The organism is Streptomyces sp. NPDC093600 (assembly GCF_044764755.1).
GTDB lineage: Bacteria > Actinomycetota > Actinomycetes > Streptomycetales > Streptomycetaceae > Streptomyces.
On record NZ_JBIWIU010000003.1, the window covers coordinates 546733 to 564540 of the forward strand.

Below are 17808 nucleotides of genomic sequence, written 5' to 3' on the forward strand. Positions count from 1 at the left end.
CCAGAGCCAGAGCCGGAAGCCGAGCTCGAGCTTGAGCCCGAGCCAGAGCTAGACGCGGAACCCGAGCCGGAGCCCGAGTTCGAGCGGCGATAGCCGTCACCGGAGCCGCGGGAGCCGCTGGTGTACCGATGGCGGACCCACAGCGGCAGCACGTACCAGCACAGCAGATACCACGCGACCAGACCGACCACCAGCCACGGACCGTAGTCGCCGTCCGTCGCCACCCGCAGGATCAGCAGCAGCGCCGAGGCCAGCGTCGCGAGCAGCAGGACGAGCCCGATGAAGGTCAGCCGTGAAGCCCACTCCACGGCCTGTGGTTTGATCCGACGCCCCGCCACCAACCGGTGGAACGAGACCGGGCCGATGAGTGCGCCGGTCGCTGCCGCGCCCAGGGACACGGTGATGATGTAGATCGTCCGGTCGATGACCGTGAGCTCCGGGAAGCGGGGAGTGAAGACGACGGTCAGCAGGAAACCGAAGAGGATCTGGACGCCTGTCTGGGCGACCCTGATCTCCTGCATGAGTTCGATCCAGCGCCGGTCAGCGCGTTCCTCCGGCGTCTCATGACGCCCTTTTATGAGGCCGCCGTCGCCTTTCGAACCCAGTTCGTCACGGTTGGTCACGTAACCTCCCGTTTCTATCCCTTGGTTGCGGGTAACCGCTCGTAGCGACTCTCAATCGTGAGGAGGTTCGCCGAATGAGGCCGGGGCGAGCCAGAGCCGTTCTGCTGCCTGTCGTCGTCGCCGCGGCGTTGACGGGCGGTTGCTCGGTACCGGAGGACCGCGTTCAGGCGGTCACCGACGCGGCCGAGAAGTTCGTGCGGGTGACCAACGCCGACGACATGGCGACCGCGTGTGCGCTTCTCGCGCCCACGGTGCGTGAGGAACTGGCCGACGACCCGGGCCCCACCTGCGCCGATGGCCTCGCGCAGGCGGATCTTCCGTTCGCCGGAGAGGTCCGCGCCACCGCCGTGTACGGCCGCCAGGCGCAAGTCACCCTCGACGGCGACACATTCTTCCTGCGCTCTTCCCCCGACGGCTGGCTGGTCACGGCGGCGGGCTGCACCCCGCGCACCGACCGCCCCTACGACTGCGATGTGAAGGGGGATTGAGTCCGTCATGCGTGTGATGTTCGTGCTCTATCTGCTGGCCATCGCCGGTGGCCTGGTCTACTTCTCCGTGATGGGGGCGATGCACGGATGAGCCGGGCCACACGGTTCCTGCGCGACAACGGCATCTCGGTCGTCTTCGGCATCGGGTTCCTGCTCACACTGCTCGGTCAGGCGCTGGCCGGCCGCGCGGAGTTCAACGAGGAGCTGAAGGCGGAGGGAGCCTCGACGATCGGCTTGGGTGAATACCTCACCACCGCGCACTTCGCCGTCAACGTGACCGAGAACTGGCAGTCGGAATATCTGCAGTTCTTCCTCTTCATCCTCCTCACCGTCTGGCTCCTGCAGCGTGGATCGCCCGAGTCGAAGGAGCTGCACAAGGCCGGTACGGAGACCGACCGTGAGCAGCTGACGGGTGACCACGCCCGCCCCGACTCCCCGAAGTGGGCAGTGGTCGGGGGAGTGCGACAGGCCCTCTACTCCCGGTCTCTCGGCGCTCTGATGCTCCTGATCTTCCTCGGCGCCTGGTTCGCCCAGTCCGTGTCCGGTGCGGCCGCGGAGAGCGAGGAGCGCCTGCGCTCCCTCCAGGACCCCCTGCCCTGGTCCGAATACCTCGGGTCGCCCGATTTCTGGAGCCGCACGCTGCAGAACTGGCAGTCCGAACTGCTCGCCGTGGGATCCATGGCGATCTTCGCCGTCTTCCTACGTCAGCGCGGCTCGCCCGAGTCCAAGCCGGTCGGGGCGTCGCACGGTGACACCGACTTCGAAGGCTGAAGCGGGGCCCGGCACCCTGGGTCCGAGGCCTGTGTCCGACGATCCGCCGTGGGCGGGCCTCGCGGGATGCCCGGGTGCGAGGGATGCTGGAAGCGTGGCAGGACGGGCGGCCGCTCGGGGCGCGAGGAGATGAGCGACGTGTACGACATGCACATCGACACCGACGTCACCGTTCAGCTGAGCGACTGCAACCGGGAGGACGCCCAGGCCGTCTTCGATGTCCTCGACAGCGTCTACGAACTCGAGGACATGACCGCGCCCGGGCCCGCGGCGTCCACCGCCCCGACCCCCACCGTCTGGATGGCCACCTTCGACACGGCCGGCGGACGGCGGGAGGACGCGCGTCCCGTTCCGTTGAGCGCCATGGTCGGAGCGGTGCTGACCGGCGGCTACCACGCGGTCGACGAGGTGGAGAAGACCCTCGCCGCCAGCTTCGACATCCAGTCGCTGCAATCCGTCTCCGGCGACCAGGAGACCGAGGCCCGCCTCCTCCTGGCCTCCCGCTGAGGGCTTGACTCGCCGGCCGTCCCGGTCGGCGCCGCACACCCCGGGCGGAGCGGACGGGCGCCGCCCGGGGCACCCGTGTGCCCGGCCCCCGCATCTCCTGACTCTCCTGCACCAGGCACCACCCCCTATGCATGCCGTGTATACACCCTGTGTAGAGTGCTCGGCGAGCCACGTGGCACCGCCCCTGACCAGGCGGAAGTGGCTGACCGAAGCGGATGACATGGGGAGTGGGTTGCAGCATGTTCCGAAACAAGCCGGGCAGGCGCCGGGGGCCGGCCGTCGCGATTCTCGCGGCGGCCTCGCTGATTCTGGCGCTCGGCGGCTGCGGGGTCGACGCGGTGACACCGGGCGAAGCCCGGGGCGAGGTCGCCGACTCGGACGGCAAGGGGGGCGCCGGGGCGGCCGGCGCGGTCGACTGCGGCAAGGCGAAGTGCATCGCCCTGACCTTCGACGCGGGGCCGGGCAAGGACACCCCGCGCCTGCTCGACATACTCAAGGAGAAGAAGGTCCCCGCCACCTTCTTCCTGCTCGGCAAGAAGCACGTCGACCGGTATCCCCAGGTCGTCAAGCGGATCGCGGACGAGGGGCACGAGGTTGCCAACCACACCTGGACCCACCGCATACTGACCGACCTGGAGGCGGACCAGGTCCGCGACGAGCTGTCCCGCACCCAGGAGGCGATACAGCGGATCACCGGCCGCAAGCCCACTCTGATGCGGCCGCCGCAGGGCCGTACCGACGACATGGTCTCCGAGGTGAGCCGCGAGCTGGGGCTCGCGCAGATCCTGTGGAGCGTCACGGCCAAGGACTACGCCACCACCGATTCGGCGCTCATACATCAGCGCACGGTCGACGGTGCCGAGGGTGACGGCATCATCCTGCTGCACGACATCTACGACGGGACGGTTCCGGCCGTGCCCGGGATCATCGACGAGTTGAAGAGGCGCGGCTTCACCTTCGTGACCGTGCCCCAGCTCCTGGCGCCGGGCAAGGCCGAGCCGGGCACCGTCTACCGTCCGTAGACGGACACGAGACACGCGGTTAAAGCGGGGTGATACGCCTCACGCCGGGCATCCGGGATGAGGTGGAACAAGGGGCTGTGGTTTATCGTTCATCAATATGTGATTGCGAAGGGGCCCGGTCCCCAGGTCCCCCCTCTGAGGCGACCGCCCTTCGCTGATCACGGCGATCGGCCCCGGTTGGAATCCCCCGTCCAACCGGGGCTTCGTCGTGTCCGGCCGCCACGTGCCGGGCTTCGTCGTCCGGCCGCCACGTGCCGGGCTTCGTCGTGTCCGGCCGCGTCCCGTTCGATCGCCTCCGGCCTCCCCTACGCCTCTCTCCGCAGGCGCTCACAACGCCCCCGCGCAGCGCGCGCTCCGGCGCTTTCGACCCCTTCGGGTGACCTTCGCATGGCCCCGGCCCACCCCGGGCAGTGATCGTCACGGGGAGTGACGGTCACGCCGTCCGACCCCGCTGACCAGGCACTTCTCAGGGGGGGACCGTTCATGTTCCACAGGTCCGGGCATGCCCGCACCATGTTCGCGAGCACGGCCGCGGCGCTGCTCCTCGTGGGCTGCACCACCGTCGCGGCCGAGCCCTCGCTCCCTTCGGAACCCCAGGCGCAGGACGCCCTCCTCCGGACCGCGGAGCGCACTCTCGTCGAGCGCTGCCTCCATACCCAGGGCCTCACCCTGACCACCCGGCCCCGTACACCCGCCGCCGACAGCCGGCTCCAGGGGGCTCTCTTCGGCACCGGCCCCAGAGAGCTGTCCGTCACCGTCGCCACCGGGCAGACCGTCACGGCCCACAGCGACGGCTGCCTCGCCACCGCCCGCGGCACCCTCTACGGCGACCAGGGGCGCTGGTTCCGCGCCCAGGTGATCGTCGGCAACCTGCGCACCGAAGCCCAGGCCCGTATGAAGACCGACCCCGTTCACCGCGCCGCCCTGGACCGATGGACCCGGTGCGCCGCACCGCCCGGCCGCCCCCGCCCAGAGCGCCCCGACCCCGCCGTCGCCACCCGGTGCGAACGCGAGAGCGGTCTCGCCGCCGTGCGCGCCCGGCTGGAACCCGCCGAGCTGGCGATGGTGCGCGCCCTGCGCCAGGACCAGCTCACCACCTACCGGCAGCTGCGCACCCGCGCACTGCAGCGGGCGGCCGAACTCTCCGCCCGCACCACCGCACAGAAAGGCAACGACGCTTCATGAAGCGACTCCTCACCACCACCGCGGCGGCTCTCCTCACCCTCGCCGGCGGACTGGCCATGACGGCCCCGGCGCAGGCGGCCGACTGCCCGAGCGGCCACTTCTGCGTCTGGCAGGAGGCCAACTTCGGCGGCCAGCGGGCCAACTGGAGCGGCGACGACGGCTGGTGGGAGAGCTGGATCGCCGACACCGACTCCTCCTGGGCCAACCACGGCATCTCCGGCCCCGGCGTCAAGGACCACGTCCGCGTCTACGAGAACGCCTGGCAGGGCGGCGCCATGACGATCTGCCTGGCCCCCGGCCAGGAGGTCGGCTACCAGGGCGCCGCCAACGACCGGGGAGATTCCCACACCTGGGCGATGAGCTGCTGAACCGGCCCCGGACGGCCCGCTCCGCGCCCGTGTACGGGTGAGGCGGAGCGGGCCGTCCGCGCCCCACCCCCGTGCCAGTGGGGTGGGGCGGCGTTAGCGGGAGCGGTGCTTCAGGACGTGCGTGCCCGGAGCGCCGCCAGCGCGCGGTCCGCGTGCGCGCTCATCCGCAGCTCACTGCGGACGACCTCGACGATCCGGCGGTCCTCACCGATCACGAACGTGACCCGCTTGGTCGGTGCGAGCGAGAAGCCGCGCGTCACCCCGAACCGGTCACGTATCGCACCGTCCGGGTCGGACAGCAGCGGAAACCCGAGCGAGTGGCGGTCGGCGAACTCCTGCTGCCGCTCGGCCAGGTCGGCGCTGATGCCGACAGGCCGGGCCCCGACGGCCCGGAACTCGCCCGCCAGATCGCGGAAGTGGCAGGCCTCGGCCGTACAGCCCGGTGTGAAGGCGGCGGGATAGAAGAAGAGGACGACGGGGCCGTCGGAGAGTAGCCCGGTCAGCGAACGAGGCGCCCCTGTTTCGTCCGGAAGAGTGAAGTCCTCCACGATGTCGCCGACGTTCATCAGGCCCATCCCTTGTCCGCCACCGGCCGCTCCGGTTGCCGACCGGTGACCTTACCCCTGCCGTACGGACCGCCGCTGATCCAGGATCGCCAGCACGCGCTCGCCCCAGCGCAGGTTCTCCTCCTCGAAGGAACGGCCCCGCATCAGCGTGAGGTACGGACCGATCCGCTCGGCCTCACGCAGGTACGTCTCCTCGTCCCGGCCGTCCAGCAGCCACTCCCGCGCCTTGTCGTACCGAGCGAGCTTGCCCCGTGCCCACTCCATCCGCTCCTCGACGAAACCACGGACCGCGTCCGTGTCCCCTTCGTCGCACGCCTGCACCTGCACCATCAGCTCGTCGCGGATGGCCGTGGGACGGGGGGCCGTGGCCGTGTAGGCGACGAGATCCTCCCGGCCGGCATCGGTGAGCGTGAACATCCGCTTGTTGGGGCGGCGCTCCTGCTGCACGACACGGGCGGCGATCAGACCGGCCTCGGAGAGCCGGTCCAGCTCCCGGTAGAGCTGCTGCGGAGTCGCCGCCCAGAAGTTGGCGACAGACACGTCGAAGAGCTTGGCCAGGTCGTATCCGGATGCCTCGCCCTCCAGGAGAGCGGCGAGAACGGCGTGCTTGAGGGACATCCGGACACGCTAGCAGCGTGTTGAATAGCGTCTTCCACACCTATTCAACGGGTGACCGGCGCTCCTCGGCCTCGCGGGTCGGCAGGCGGGGTGCGGCCCTCGCCCGGTCCACCCGTGCGGTCGAGAGCGTGCGCGATCCGGAGCTCCGCGAAATCCTGGTACCAGGAGGCCGAGGGGCTGGTGACGGCGGCGCTGCGACCCGCCGGGGCCGGGCTTCGTTAGAGCGGTACGCCCACGAGCGCGTCCACCTGCCGCGCTCACCGACCCGACGTCAGCAAGGGGAGCACAACCCGATGGACACCAACGCCTTCGTCTACACCACCTACATCCGCACCACCCCCGACGAGCTCTGGCAGGCCCTGACCGACCCCTCCCTCACGCGCCGGTACTGGGGCGTGGCCTTCGATACGGAGTGGACCGCCGGGTCTCCGATGGTCTGGGACGAGGGCGGCCGCAAGACCGCCGACCCCGAGCAGACCGTCCTCGCCGCCGAGCCCGGCCGGCTCCTCTCGTACACCTGGCACACCTTCACGCCGGAGTGGGCGGAGGCGGTCGGGATCGGCGACGAGACGTACGCGAAGCTGGCCGAGGAGCGCCGTTCGAAGGTGACCTTCGCGATCGAACCGGCCGGGGACATCGTCAAGCTGACCGTGGTGCACGACGACCTGGAACCCGACGGCATGATCCGCGACCTGATCGCCGAGGGGTGGCCTGCCCTCCTCTCCAGCCTGAAGAGCCTTCTGGAAACGGGCGAGGAGCTGCCGGAGCCGCCGCGCTGAACCCGGCGGCACGCCCCGATGTGGCGCCCCGCCCCGCCGCCTCGCCGCCCCGCTACGCCGAATGCCCGCCACGGACGCGCGCGCGGGGCACCGCCCGGCGATACTGGCGCCCTGCCCGCAACCCCGCCCCCGGAGGGAGTCGTGTGATGCCGGACGTCACCAAGGTCGAGGTCGCGGACGGTGCCCTCTACGTGGAGACGGAGCCCGTCGGCCCCGACGTGGAGCTCGAAGGGCTCGCCGATCACGTGGCCGATCTCTCCGGGGTCACCCGCGCCCTGTCCTCCTTCGCGGGACAGCTCAGCGACTCCCTGCGGGCGGCGGCGCCCGACCGGGCGACCGTGGAGTTCGGCTGCCAGATCGGCGTGGAGCCGGGAGGGCTGACCGCGATCATCGTCAAGGGCAGCACCAGCGCCAACCTGCGGGTGACCCTGGAATGGACGAAGTCCCCCACCGAGCCCCCCGGATGAGCCCCCCAGCGTAATCGCCTACCGGTACTCCACCGTCAGCGTCACCGGAGCGTCCCTGCCGATGAAGAGGTACGCGGTGGAGGCGGGCGCCGACTCGAAACGCAGCCGCACCTGCGTGGTGCCGTTCCGGTCGAGGGCCGCGAGAGCCGCCGCCGAGAACTCCGTCGACGTGGCGCTCCCCGACGAGAACGCGCCGATCTGGGCCCCGCCCTCCGCCGTGGCCGCCGCCGACCAGTCCGACGCCTCGATCGAGCAGGCCCCGAAGCAGCCCGTGCGGACGTCCGCGAGGAGCCGGTTGCCCGCCGGCGAGGCCCATGGATCGCCGGAACCGCTGCTCCGGTTCACGGTCAGACGGGCCCCTACGATCTCCTTGCCCGGCGGGATCCGCGAGGTGTCGAAGGAGAGCAGCGTCCGGTTCACCCGGCCGTCGGTGCCCCGGCCGAGCGCGAGACCGTAGCTGGCCTCCAGCGTTCCCACCGTCGCCCCCGAACCGTCCGCCGCCGCCTTCACATAGCCGTCCTCGGCGTCCACGCTCTCCAGGGTGACGTGACCGGTCTCCGGCTGCGGCGTGGAGCCGCCGCGCAGCGCCCTGACCATCGCCATGACCGTCTCGATCTGCTTGCCGCCGTGCCGCGCGTAGGCGGAGTCACCGAGATAACCCCACCAGTTCCAGCACCCGTTGGGGTTCTCCAACGTGGCCGTCGCGGCGGCCTGCGGGTAGAGCACGATCATGTCGTTGGTGTCGGCGTACTCGTTGAGATACGCCTTGTCGACGAATCGCGTCCCGAAGCCCTGGTACCCGTACCCCTGCTTGCAGCCGTGCAGGGCCACCATGAGGGTGCAGGCGGCGCCGTCCGAGCACGACGTGGGCACGTACACGAAGCCCCGGTCGTCGAGGGAGTGTGCCGCCGCCGTGCCACCGGGGGCGTAGGCGTTCTGGTCGAACTGGATCAGCGCGCCGCCGGGGGAGGCGCTCGGGGCGTCGACGGAGCCCAGCAGATGGCCGAGGAGGTCCCGCTGCGCGTCGATCCCGCAGTGGTTGATCCACGGACTCTGCGTGACCGTACAGGAGTTGGGGCCGAGGGGGCTGATCCAGGCGTGCCCGGCCGCCGTGGAGCGGTCGTACCGGACCCGCGCGCCGAACCGGCCGTAGTAGTCCGCCAGCGCGTCGGCCACCGGCCGCTTCACCGTGGAGTCGTTCGAGCCGCTGAAGACGTACACCGGGTCGCCCGCCAGCTGGGCCACCGGGTCGATCAGCCCCCGCGCCGACCAGTCCCGGGTGGTCTGCTCCAGGGTCCCGAGCTGGAGGTCCTGCGTGGTGTTCATGCAGGCGTTGAGGGCGGTGGAGAGCGAGCTCTGGGCGCAGTCGTACGGGCCGGAGGCGAAGGCCGCCGAGCCGCTGAAGGTACCCGAGTACGCCACGTGGAGCTGCGTGGCCATGTAGCCGCCGGACGACACCCCCGAGGTGTAGACGGCATCGACGTTGTACGGCCGCAACTGGCCGGGCGCGGGCACGGGGGCGGCGGACGCGGCCGGCGTCGTGGTGGGGAGGAGGGCGGCGGCAACGGCGAACAGCAGCAGCGCCGCCGACCGGCGGACGGAGCGGGACGGTGGTCGCATGGAGTCTCCCGGGCGGCTCGTACGGACGGGGTGATGGCCGGGAGGGTAGGGGCGCGCAGGACCGGGCTCCTATGGTCCCGGCCGCCACAACCGGCGGGCGGTGCTATGGCGCCCCGTCATCTGGCATCCGCCGCGCCACGGCGCCGGGCCGCCTGCGACGATGACGCCATGAGCGAGGACGTGAGGGACGTACGGGACGACCTGCTGGCCGAGGCGATACGGCTGCGGGAGCAGGGCCGTCAGGAGGAGGCGAGGGCCCGGCTGGTGGAACTCGCCGCGCGGCACCCCGCCGACGCCGAGGTGGCCTACCAGACCGCCTGGGCCCACGACGTCCTCGGCCTGGAGGCCGAAGCGGTCCCCTTCTACGAACGGGCGCTCGCCATCACCGGCCCGGCCGCCCTGCCGGCCGAGGACCGCCGCGGGGCGCTCCTGGGCCTCGGCAGCACGTACCGCGTCCTCGGCCGCTACGAGCAGGCCGTCGCCACGCTCCGCCGCGGCACCGAGGAGTTCCCCGAAGACGGCGCACTGCGCACCTTCCTGGCGATGGCCCTGTTCAACACGGGCGAGCACCACGAGTCCACGCGGCTGCTGCTGAACCTGGTGGCGGCGACGAGCGACGACGCGCACGTACGGCGGTACCGTCGGGCCATCGAGTACTACGCGCGGGATCTGAACGAGACCGTGTAGCGGAGAGGGCCCCGACCGCCTCTTCACCGTCCGCGGTGGTTCACGACTTCCACCGCGGGCCGGCCGAGTCCAGCACGGTGAGGGTCCGCTCCTGCGCCACGTACACGCTGTCGCCGTGCGGGACCGGTCCGTGGAGCGGTCCCCCTGGAGCCGTGTGCTGCCAGACGACCTTGCCCGATCGGCCGTTCAGGGCGTAGACCGTGGCCTTGTCCGTACCGAAGAACAGCAGGCTCTCCTCGTCGCCTCCCCGTGCGAGCGAGGACACCCTTCCGGTGATCTGTCCGTCCGCGACGAACTTCCAGAGAGGGTCGTCGGGCCCCGCCGTCGCGTACACCGCTTCCCCGTACCGGAAGATCACCGTTCCGCCCTGGACGACCGGCGGATCCCGGTCGACGACGACGCTGTCGGCGTCGGAGGTGAACTCCCACCCGCTGACGTCCGAAGGATCGACCGGTTCGCACGCGACGCCGCGCCGCGTGTGGAAGTAGAGACACCCATCCGCCTCGATGGCCGCGGACGCCAAGCCGTCCGGCAGTTTGCGGAGACGGGAAGTCTTCCCGTCCGGTACGGACACGGTCCGGCGCCCCGGCCCGTCCCAGTCGCCGGCCAGGCTGTACAGGGCGACGGCGTCGCCCTCGTCCCATGCCAGTGAGCTGTCAGGGGGGTCGGTCTCCAGGAGCACGACGCCGGCGGCGTTCATGACCGTGACCTTGCCGAGGCTCCGGCCGTAACCGCTGGCGACCACGAAATGACCGCCGCCCACCTGGGGGAGCAGCCGGGCCGTGTCGCCATGGAACGTCCGCGTCCACAGCCGCTCGCCCGACTCCTGGCTGAGGCCGTGGAGGGTGGCGTCCCCGGTCAGGGCGAGGACGACGTCCTGGTCGCCCCGCCGGATCCGGTCCACGCCGACGGGCAGCACGATCGGAACCGCTTCGGACACCGTTCCCGCTCCCGCATAGGTGCGGAGATCGACGGCCCACTGCAGCGCGTGGGAGTTCTGGCTCACCAAGACGATCCTGCCGCGCGCGTCCCCGAAGGCCACGGTGCGCCGGCCGGGTGCGGGCGGGGTGACGATCTCGGCGTCGTGCGTGTACGACCAGGACGGCTCCCGAAGCGCCTTCCCGCCGCTTGCACCGCCTTCGCGGTCCTGTGCGCGGACCAGGGCCCAGGCGCCGCCGACCAGCGCGGAGCAGCCGACGATGCCGGTGCCCAACAGGGCGCGCCTGCTCATCCGCCGTACCGGCGGGGCGGCGCGGGGCGACGGGGCGGGGGAGACGGGCCGCGCCGGGTCGATGCGCGTCGGGGCCGGTTCGAGAGCCGGTCCAGGAGCCGGGTTCACCGAGTGCGCGGGATTCACCACCAGGGTCGCCGCGGCCGCCTGGAGCGCCCGCAGCCGCCCCCTCTGGCGTGTGATGTCCGCCGACACCGCCTCAGGAAGCCAGTTCCCACCCTCGGCCCCGTCCACGGCGGCCAGCTCCTCCGCGGAGGGCCGGTGCCGGGCATCCTTCGCCAGCATTCGGCGCACAGTCTCCACGAGTCCGGGAGGCAGGCCCGCCAGGTCCGGTTCCTCATGGACCAGGCGGTACAGAAGCTCATGGACGGCGCCGGTACCGAACGGCCCGCGTCCCGTCGCCGCGTACGCCACCACCGCGCCGAGCGAGAAGACGTCGCCCGCCGCCTCGACGGTCCGCCCCACCGCCTGTTCGGGCGGCATGTATCCGGGCGAGCCGATCACCATGCCCGTACCGGTCAGCGCCGTCTCGTCGGCCGCGCGCGCGATGCCGAAGTCGATCAGCAAGGGCCCTTCGGGGGCGAGCAGCACATTGGTCGGCTTGACGTCCCGGTGCACAAGCCCGGCCGAGTGCACTCTGACCAGGCCCCGCGCGAGCCCCCCGAGCAGGCGCCGTAAGGAGTCCTCGGGCAGCGGCCCGTGGACATCCACCGCGGCGCCGAGCGAAGGGCCGGGGACGTACTCGGTGGCCAGCCACGGCAGGTTCCCGCCGGTGTCGAAGTCGATCACCTTCACCATGCCGGGACCGCTCACCGCGCGACAGGCCCTTACCTCGCGGGCGAATCTCTGGCGGAAGCCGGGGGCGTTCGCCATGTCCGCCCGTACCGTCTTCAGTGCGACGGCCCGCCCCTCGACGGTGCGGGCGAGATACACCACCCCCATGCCTCCCTCGCCCAGACGCGCGAGCAACGGAAACGGACCGATTCTCGTGGGGTCCACCGCACGCAGAGCCTCCACAACACCCCCCCAGGTCTTGCCCCTCGCGCATCCCGGCCTACCGGGCCGCACCTCTACACGCATCCTGCCAGGACGACGGTGGAGTCGACCCATTCGGTCCAGTCGGCCGTTTGCGAGCGGTCTGGAAACGATCCGGGTTCCTCGGGCAGCTCCCCCCACGGCGAGCTGGTGCGTCTGTGATCAATAACCGGACGGACGCACCTGATCAGCTGAGCGACCCATCGAAGGAACACGCTTTACCCGGATTCGCCGGTGGCGCAGGCGTGGCACAGGCATCGGTCGGGGTGCGGACAGTGCGGCGCCGTCTCGGCGCGGTACTGGCGCGCGTACCGCTCCAGCGCCACGGAGACGTCCACCGCGTGGTCCGCGGCGAGTCCGCGTGCGCGTCCTGACTCACGCAACCGCTCCAAGACGCGCGGAGTATGGATGAGTTTCGGCCAGAAGCCGTAAAGGTGGCGCGTCGCCATGTCGATGACGATCCACCGGCTGGTGTGCCGCTCACGTCCGACCACCGTGACCCGATCGCCTCCCGGGCCCCAGTACGCGTCGGCCACGTAGACTTTCGCCCCGCCCTTGAAGCACTTCGTCCCCGGGCGCAGTTCCTGGCCGCCCACCCCGCATCGACGCCAGGCCACGACGTTGGCCGCCACCAACCAGACCGGCTCCTGCCGCGGAACATCTGCCTCGGTCACTCGCCCCGCCCTCCGCGCCGACGCCCTGCCTGATGCGAAGCAGCGATCGTAGACCGGACGGCCACAAGTGCCCCGTCGAGCCCGACTGTCTTCCTCGTCGGCGCTCGATGGCCAAAGAGACGGGACCTAGTCGTTGACGGCGGTCAGCAGGACGACCGCGTCCTCCAGGGCGGCCAGGCCGTGTCGCTCCTTGGGGATCATCTGCAGTTCGCCCGCCGAGAGTTCCTCCGACCGGTCGGCGGCCGTCAGCTTCACCCGCCCGCGCAGCACCTGCAGGCTCGCGGCGGGTGGCGCGTTGTGCTCGTCGAGCACCGTCCCCGACGTCATGGCGATGACGCTCTGCCGGAGCACTCCGTCATGGACCAGCAGTTGGGCGCTCCTGCCGTGCGCGTCGTCGCGCGCGTTGGCGAGATGCTCGTCGGCCAGGGCTGCGAGATCGTGCATCGTTTCTCCCTGCGGGGTGCGCGGGCTTTGCCTCCCAGCCTTGCGTGTGTCCCGGGGAACGCAACTCGGGGAACGACCGGGGCGCCCCGCTGACCGACGGTCAGGGTTCCGGCGAGATGGTCGTACGCCACCTGAGCGTGCAGCCGGGCGCCCGTGACCAGGGTGTCGTCGTCGGCGTAGAAACGCGGATGGTGGTTGGTGACCAGGCCGCGTCCGCCTGGTGCCGGGGTCAGCACCGTGCCCGCCGCCGGCATCGGGTCGACGCCCTGCCACGGTGTGGATCCGTGGACCTGCTCACCGGTGATCACGATCTTCACGAGGGTGGAGGCGCCGTACTGGTCGCCCACGCGGTAGCCCACGTACCCCTTCGGGTACCGCGGGGCACGGGCCGAGGCCCGGCGGGGGTCAGGCGCCGGCCGCCTCCGGCGTACCGCGCTCGATGATCGCCGCCGTGTCCAGACCCGGGGGCAGCGTGCCGAAGGCGACGCCCCAGTCGCCGTCCAGGCGCGAGGCGCAGAACGCGTCCGCCACCGCCGGGTGACCGTGGCGGACGAGGAGCGAGCCCTGCAGGACCAGCGCCATGTGCTCGACCAGACGGCGCGCGCGGTATTGCAGGGCGTCCGGGTCGCCGAGGTCGGCCAGCTCCTTGCGCAGTCGGGCCGTGGCCGCGTCGAGCCGGCGGTCGGCGCCGGCCGCACGGTCGACCTCGGCGAAGAACGCCTCGACGGCGTCCGGCTGCCGCCCCATCGCCCGCAGCACGTCGAGCGCGGCGACGTTGCCCGAGCCCTCCCAGATGGAGGGAAGCGGCGACTCGCGGTAGAGCCGGGGGAGTCCCGAGTCCTCCACGTAACCGTTGCCGCCCAGGCACTCCAGGGCCTCGGCCGCGTGCGCCGGAGCCCGCTTGCACACCCAGTACTTGGTCACCGCGAGGCCGATCCGGCGCAGCAGCTCCTCGTCCGCGTCACCCGCCGCCGCCCGGTCCACGGCCCCCGCCAGCCGCAGCCCCGCCATCGTCGCCGCCTCCGCCTCCACGGCCAGGTCGGCGAGGACGTTGGTCATCAGCGGCTGGTCGACAAGGCGCGCCCCGAACGCGCTGCGGTACGTGGCGTGGTGGACCGCCTGCACCAGCCCCTGGCGCATGCCGGACGCCGAACTGATCGCGCAGTCCAGACGGGTCATGTTCACCATCCGGATGATGGTGGCCACGCCCCGGCCCTCCTCGCCCACGAGTCGGCCGAGAGCACCCTCGTACTCGATCTCGGACGACGCGTTGGAACGGTTGCCGAGCTTGTCCTTGAGCCGCTGGAGCCGGATCGCGTTGCGCGAGCCGTCCGGCAGGACGCGCGGCACGAGGAAGCACGACAGACCGCCGGGGGCCTGCGCCAGGGTGAGGAACACGTCCGACATCGGCGCCGAGGTGAACCACTTGTGACCGGTCAGCGCGTAGCAGCCGTCCTCGCCCGCCGGTACGGCACGTGTGGTGTTCGCCCGGACGTCCGAGCCGCCCTGCTTCTCGGTCATCGACATCCCGGCGATGATCCCGCGCTTCGAGGTCGGCTCGCGCAGCCCGAAGTCGTAGAAGGGGGAGGTGAGAAGGGGCTCGTACACCGCGGCGAGATCGGGCTGCGCCCGCAGGGCGGGCACCGCCGCGTACGTCATCGACACCGGGCACAGATGGCCCGGGTCGGCCTGCCCCCAGACGAACACCTTCGCCGCGCGCGCCACGTGCGCCCCGGGGCGTTCGTCGCGCCAGGGCGCGCCGTGCAGCCCGTGCCGCACGGCGACCGTCATCAGCTCGTGCCAGTACGGGTGGAACTCCACCTCGTCGACACGGTGGCCGTAGCGGTCGTGCGTGTGCAGGACGGGAGAGTTCCGCTCGGCCGACCGGCCCCACTCCTGGGCCTGTTCACCACCGGCCCGCACACCCAGCTCGCGCACCTCCGCCTCGGCCCAGCCGGCGCCCTCCCGGCGCATCCCCTCCAGCAGGGCCGGGTCGGCCGACACGTCGTAGCCGGTGAGCGGCGGAACTTGGTTGGTGACCTCATGCGTGATCGGCATCGGGAACTCCCAGGGCTCGCAGGGTGAAGGTGACAAGGGCGGGTACGGTGTCCGGCCCGACCGTTCCCGCCGCCAGCGGGCCGACGAGCGCCTCCGCGCCCGCTCCCACGAGCGCCGAGGCCGTCAGCGCGGCGTCCTGGGGCGGGAGCCGGCCGCTGCGCACGCCCTCGGCGATCCGCTCGGCGAACACGTCGCGGAACGCCCGCCGGAAGACCAGCCGTTCGGCGTCCACCGCCGGGTCCACGGGCTCGGCGAGCAGCGCGTACGCCAGGCGCGGCGACTTCAGTGCGCGGTGCGCGAACGTCTCGATGACGGCGACGACCCGCTCGGCGGCGTCGGCGTGCCCGGGCCGGCCGGCCGCCTCGGACACGGCGGCGACCTCGCGCGAGACGACCGTCCGGAACACCTCGACGGCCAGCTCCGCCTTGCCGGCGAAGTGGCGGTAGACGCTGCCGGTGGCGATCCCCGCCCGCGCCGCCACGGCGGCCATGGTGCAGCCGGCGTAGCCGTGCTCGGCGAGCAGCCCGATGGCCGCGTCCACGACGGTGGCGCGCTGGGCGTCGAGGCGGGCCTGGACGGCGGGCGTGCGGCGGTAGGGCATGGAAGAAGTGAAGCAGTGATTCATTGCTTCAACAAGGGGTGGGGGCGCCCCAGCGCTTCGGGCGCGGGCGCGGGCGCGGGGGCGGGGGCGGTCGGTAGGTTCGCCCCATGACTCTTCAGCGGGCCGCCGTCCAGCATTCGTCCTCGACGTGGCGGCAGCCGGTGCCGCCCGTCGCGTCCGCGGCGCGCGTCGCGCTGGTGGGGCAGATCGCCGAGGCGATCCTGGCCCGGAGCCCCGGGCGCCTCCTCGTGGGCATCGACGGCCTCACGGCGGCGGGAAAGACCAGCTTCGGCCATGAAGTGGCCGAGCGGATCGCCGCCACGGGCCGGCCCGTCCTGCGTGCGACGCTCGACGACTTCAAGAGGCCGTGGAAGGACCGGCATCTCTACGACCGGGAGTCGGGGGAGGGGTACTACCGCAACGCCTACGACTACGACTCGGTCAGGAGGCTCCTGCTCGACCCGTGCCGCTCCTGCGAGGCGGAGTCCTGCTCCCTGTGCGCCATCGATCCGCTGACCCAGCTCGACCACTCGGCCCGGCGGTCCCCGCTCGCCCCGGACTCCGTGCTCGTCGTGGACGGCGTCTTCGCCTTCCGTCCGGAGATCGACGACTACTGGGACTACCGCGTGTGGCTCGACGTGGACGCCGAACTCTCCGTACGGCGCGGGGCGCTGCGCGACCAGGACTGGGCCGGCTCCGACGCGGAGTCCCTCCACCGTGACCGGTACCTGGTGGCGCAGCGGATCTATCTCGACGAGGTCGCCCCGCTCCCGAGGGTGGACGCCGTCGTCGACAACGCGGACTTCACCCGCCCCCGGCTGGTCCCGCGCCCCCGCACCCCGAGGCCGCCGGTCACCGGGCGGGACCCGTTCGACGCCCTGGTGATCCGTACCGACTACACGGACGACGGCGCCTGGCGGGCCGTCAGGGCGGCACTGGCCGAGGACCCCGAGTCGGCCGCGCACGTCGTCGACGATCCGGCGTGGGCCGGAGCCGGTGTGGACGAGGCGCTGGCGGCGGTGGCCGGCGACGACGAACTCAGTGTCGTGTTCCTCGCCGACCGGGCGACGATGACGTCCCCACACCGCGCGCTGCTCGCCGTGACCGCGCTCACGCGGGAGGAGTGCGACGACGACGAGGAGTACGCGCGGCTGACCGCGTTCGGCGCCCGCTTCCGTACGGCCCCGGCGGCCGTACACGGCATCCACGCCAACCTGTCGCTCGCCAACATGGGATTCGAGGAGTACGCGGGCGCGGCGCACGACGACCCGGACGGGATCTTCAGGACCTTCTGAAGCCGGACGGGGTCTTCGGACCTTATGAGGAGTGAGCCCGGGCCGTGGGGCGGCCCGGGCGCAGCGCAGCCGTCCTGGCGTCAGCCGACGAAGACCTCGGTGAGGGACCAGATCGCCAGGCCCGCCATGCACAGGCCGCCGATCCGCTGAACCGTCTTCAGGGGTACGCGCTTGGCGATGAAACGGCCCGCGACCAGGGCGAGGGCCGAGACGCTCATCAGAGCCGCGGCGGAGCCGATCGCGGTGGACCAGGTGCCTTCGGTGGCGGCGAGGTTGGCCGTGGTGATCTGCGTCAGATCACCCCACTCGCTGATGAACACGGCCATGAACGCGGTGGACCAGACGGGCCAGAAGCCGGTCACCGGCCCGCCGCCCGCCTCGTCCTCCCCTTCGTCGCCCCCGCCGCGCAGCAGCATGAAGGCGCCGAACGCGAAGAGCAGGGCCGAGATCAGCCGGACGATCCAGTCGGGCAGCAGGCCGATCAGGCTGCCGGCGCCGACGGCGATGGCGACGTGCACGACGAACGCCGTGGAGGTGCCGAACCAGACGTACAGCGGACGCATCCGCGTGCCCATGGCGAGCGACGCGAACATCGTCTTGTCGGGAAGTTCGGCGAGGAAGATCAGCCCGAAGGCGGTGAGGATCGCCAAGGGGTCGAGGTGCATACCGGGGCTCTCTGCTCGGTCCGGGCCCGGGATCCGCACGGCACCGCGGTGGGCGACGGGAAGAACCACTCGGCCCGGCATGACGGACCACGCCCACGGTGTGC

General features: G+C 71.6%; 19 protein-coding genes and 1 pseudogene. 10 read left to right on the top strand and 10 right to left on the bottom strand.

Features of this window, described 5'->3' with window-relative positions:
* Window positions 1-116 precede the first annotated feature (116 nt).
* Window positions 117-605 (bottom strand): annotated as a pseudogene (locus tag ACIRB4_RS12405) (DUF6328 family protein); the annotation flags it as partial.
* A gap of 92 nt (window positions 606-697) precedes the next feature.
* On the opposite strand from ACIRB4_RS12405, the gene ACIRB4_RS12410 reads away from it, so the two are divergent.
* The 6 genes from ACIRB4_RS12410 (at window position 698) to ACIRB4_RS12435 (ending at window position 4964) form a co-directional block, all read left to right on the top strand.
* Entirely contained in the window at window positions 698-1111 is a 414-nt protein-coding gene (locus ACIRB4_RS12410) for a hypothetical protein (RefSeq protein ID WP_403290269.1), read from the top strand.
* Between the two features lie 87 nt (window positions 1112-1198).
* The gene (locus tag ACIRB4_RS12415) at window positions 1199-1882 is read left to right on the top strand and encodes a DUF6766 family protein (RefSeq protein ID WP_403290272.1); all 684 of its coding nucleotides are present in this window, start codon (window positions 1199-1201) and stop codon (window positions 1880-1882) included.
* Between the two features lie 129 nt (window positions 1883-2011).
* On the top strand, window positions 2012-2389 hold the full coding sequence (locus ACIRB4_RS12420) for a hypothetical protein (RefSeq protein ID WP_403290275.1): 378 nt from the start codon (window positions 2012-2014) through the stop codon (window positions 2387-2389).
* 239 nt (window positions 2390-2628) lie between these two features.
* Window positions 2629-3411, top strand: a complete 783-nt coding sequence (locus ACIRB4_RS12425; protein ID WP_403290278.1) for a polysaccharide deacetylase family protein — start codon at window positions 2629-2631, stop codon at window positions 3409-3411.
* Window positions 3412-3924: 513 nt separating this feature from the next.
* Window positions 3925-4596, top strand: coding sequence for a hypothetical protein (locus ACIRB4_RS12430; protein WP_403290280.1), 672 nt, complete (start codon window positions 3925-3927; stop codon window positions 4594-4596).
* Window positions 4593-4964: a peptidase inhibitor family I36 protein gene (locus tag ACIRB4_RS12435; RefSeq protein WP_403290282.1), complete on the top strand. Its 372-nt coding sequence runs from the start codon at window positions 4593-4595 to the stop codon at window positions 4962-4964. The genes ACIRB4_RS12430 and ACIRB4_RS12435 overlap by 4 nt, the downstream gene beginning before the upstream one ends.
* 110 nt (window positions 4965-5074) lie before the next feature.
* Here the strand turns inward: ACIRB4_RS12435 and ACIRB4_RS12440 are convergent, their stop codons facing one another.
* Both ACIRB4_RS12440 and ACIRB4_RS12445 read right to left on the bottom strand, forming a co-directional pair.
* Window positions 5075-5530, bottom strand: coding sequence for a peroxiredoxin (locus tag ACIRB4_RS12440; protein ID WP_403290285.1), 456 nt, complete (start codon window positions 5528-5530; stop codon window positions 5075-5077).
* Window positions 5531-5581: 51 nt separating this feature from the next.
* Entirely contained in the window at window positions 5582-6148 is a 567-nt protein-coding gene (locus ACIRB4_RS12445; RefSeq protein WP_403290288.1) for a PadR family transcriptional regulator, read from the bottom strand.
* A 293-nt stretch (window positions 6149-6441) separates the two neighbouring features.
* Here ACIRB4_RS12445 and ACIRB4_RS12450 point away from each other — a divergent pair, with 293 nt between their 5' ends.
* Together ACIRB4_RS12450 and ACIRB4_RS12455 are read left to right on the top strand one after the other, a co-directional pair.
* Entirely contained in the window at window positions 6442-6927 is a 486-nt protein-coding gene (locus ACIRB4_RS12450; protein WP_403290291.1) for an SRPBCC family protein, read from the top strand.
* A 146-nt stretch (window positions 6928-7073) separates the two neighbouring features.
* The gene (locus tag ACIRB4_RS12455; protein ID WP_403290294.1) at window positions 7074-7394 is read left to right on the top strand and encodes a CU044_2847 family protein; all 321 of its coding nucleotides are present in this window, start codon (window positions 7074-7076) and stop codon (window positions 7392-7394) included.
* A gap of 18 nt (window positions 7395-7412) precedes the next feature.
* Here ACIRB4_RS12455 and ACIRB4_RS12460 read toward each other — a convergent pair whose 3' ends face one another.
* Window positions 7413-9014, bottom strand: coding sequence for a poly(3-hydroxybutyrate) depolymerase (locus tag ACIRB4_RS12460; RefSeq protein ID WP_403290297.1), 1602 nt, complete (start codon window positions 9012-9014; stop codon window positions 7413-7415).
* Between the two features lie 168 nt (window positions 9015-9182).
* Here ACIRB4_RS12460 and ACIRB4_RS12465 point away from each other — a divergent pair, with 168 nt between their 5' ends.
* On the top strand, window positions 9183-9701 hold the full coding sequence (locus ACIRB4_RS12465) for a tetratricopeptide repeat protein (RefSeq protein ID WP_403290300.1): 519 nt from the start codon (window positions 9183-9185) through the stop codon (window positions 9699-9701).
* A gap of 40 nt (window positions 9702-9741) precedes the next feature.
* Here ACIRB4_RS12465 and ACIRB4_RS12470 read toward each other — a convergent pair whose 3' ends face one another.
* From ACIRB4_RS12470 to ACIRB4_RS12490, 5 genes are all read right to left on the bottom strand, one after another.
* Window positions 9742-12042, bottom strand: coding sequence for a protein kinase (locus tag ACIRB4_RS12470; protein WP_403290303.1), 2301 nt, complete (start codon window positions 12040-12042; stop codon window positions 9742-9744).
* Window positions 12043-12185: 143 nt separating this feature from the next.
* Complete coding sequence (locus ACIRB4_RS12475; RefSeq protein WP_403290305.1) at window positions 12186-12599, bottom strand: hypothetical protein; 414 nt, start codon at window positions 12597-12599, stop codon at window positions 12186-12188.
* 168 nt (window positions 12600-12767) lie between these two features.
* Entirely contained in the window at window positions 12768-13085 is a 318-nt protein-coding gene (locus tag ACIRB4_RS12480) for a cupin (protein ID WP_403290308.1), read from the bottom strand.
* A 405-nt stretch (window positions 13086-13490) separates the two neighbouring features.
* The gene (locus tag ACIRB4_RS12485) at window positions 13491-15143 is read right to left on the bottom strand and encodes an acyl-CoA dehydrogenase family protein (RefSeq protein WP_403290311.1); all 1653 of its coding nucleotides are present in this window, start codon (window positions 15141-15143) and stop codon (window positions 13491-13493) included.
* Complete coding sequence (locus tag ACIRB4_RS12490; protein WP_403290314.1) at window positions 15127-15744, bottom strand: TetR family transcriptional regulator; 618 nt, start codon at window positions 15742-15744, stop codon at window positions 15127-15129. Before ACIRB4_RS12490 ends, ACIRB4_RS12485 begins: the two co-directional genes overlap by 17 nt.
* Before the next feature lie 107 nt (window positions 15745-15851).
* Here ACIRB4_RS12490 and ACIRB4_RS12495 point away from each other — a divergent pair, with 107 nt between their 5' ends.
* Window positions 15852-17039, top strand: coding sequence for a DUF6924 domain-containing protein (locus ACIRB4_RS12495; RefSeq protein ID WP_403290316.1), 1188 nt, complete (start codon window positions 15852-15854; stop codon window positions 17037-17039).
* Between the two features lie 80 nt (window positions 17040-17119).
* On the opposite strand, the gene ACIRB4_RS12500 is transcribed toward ACIRB4_RS12495, so the two are convergent.
* Window positions 17120-17704, bottom strand: a complete 585-nt coding sequence (locus ACIRB4_RS12500) for a TMEM165/GDT1 family protein (RefSeq protein WP_403290319.1) — start codon at window positions 17702-17704, stop codon at window positions 17120-17122.
* Window positions 17705-17808: the final 104 nt, after the last annotated feature.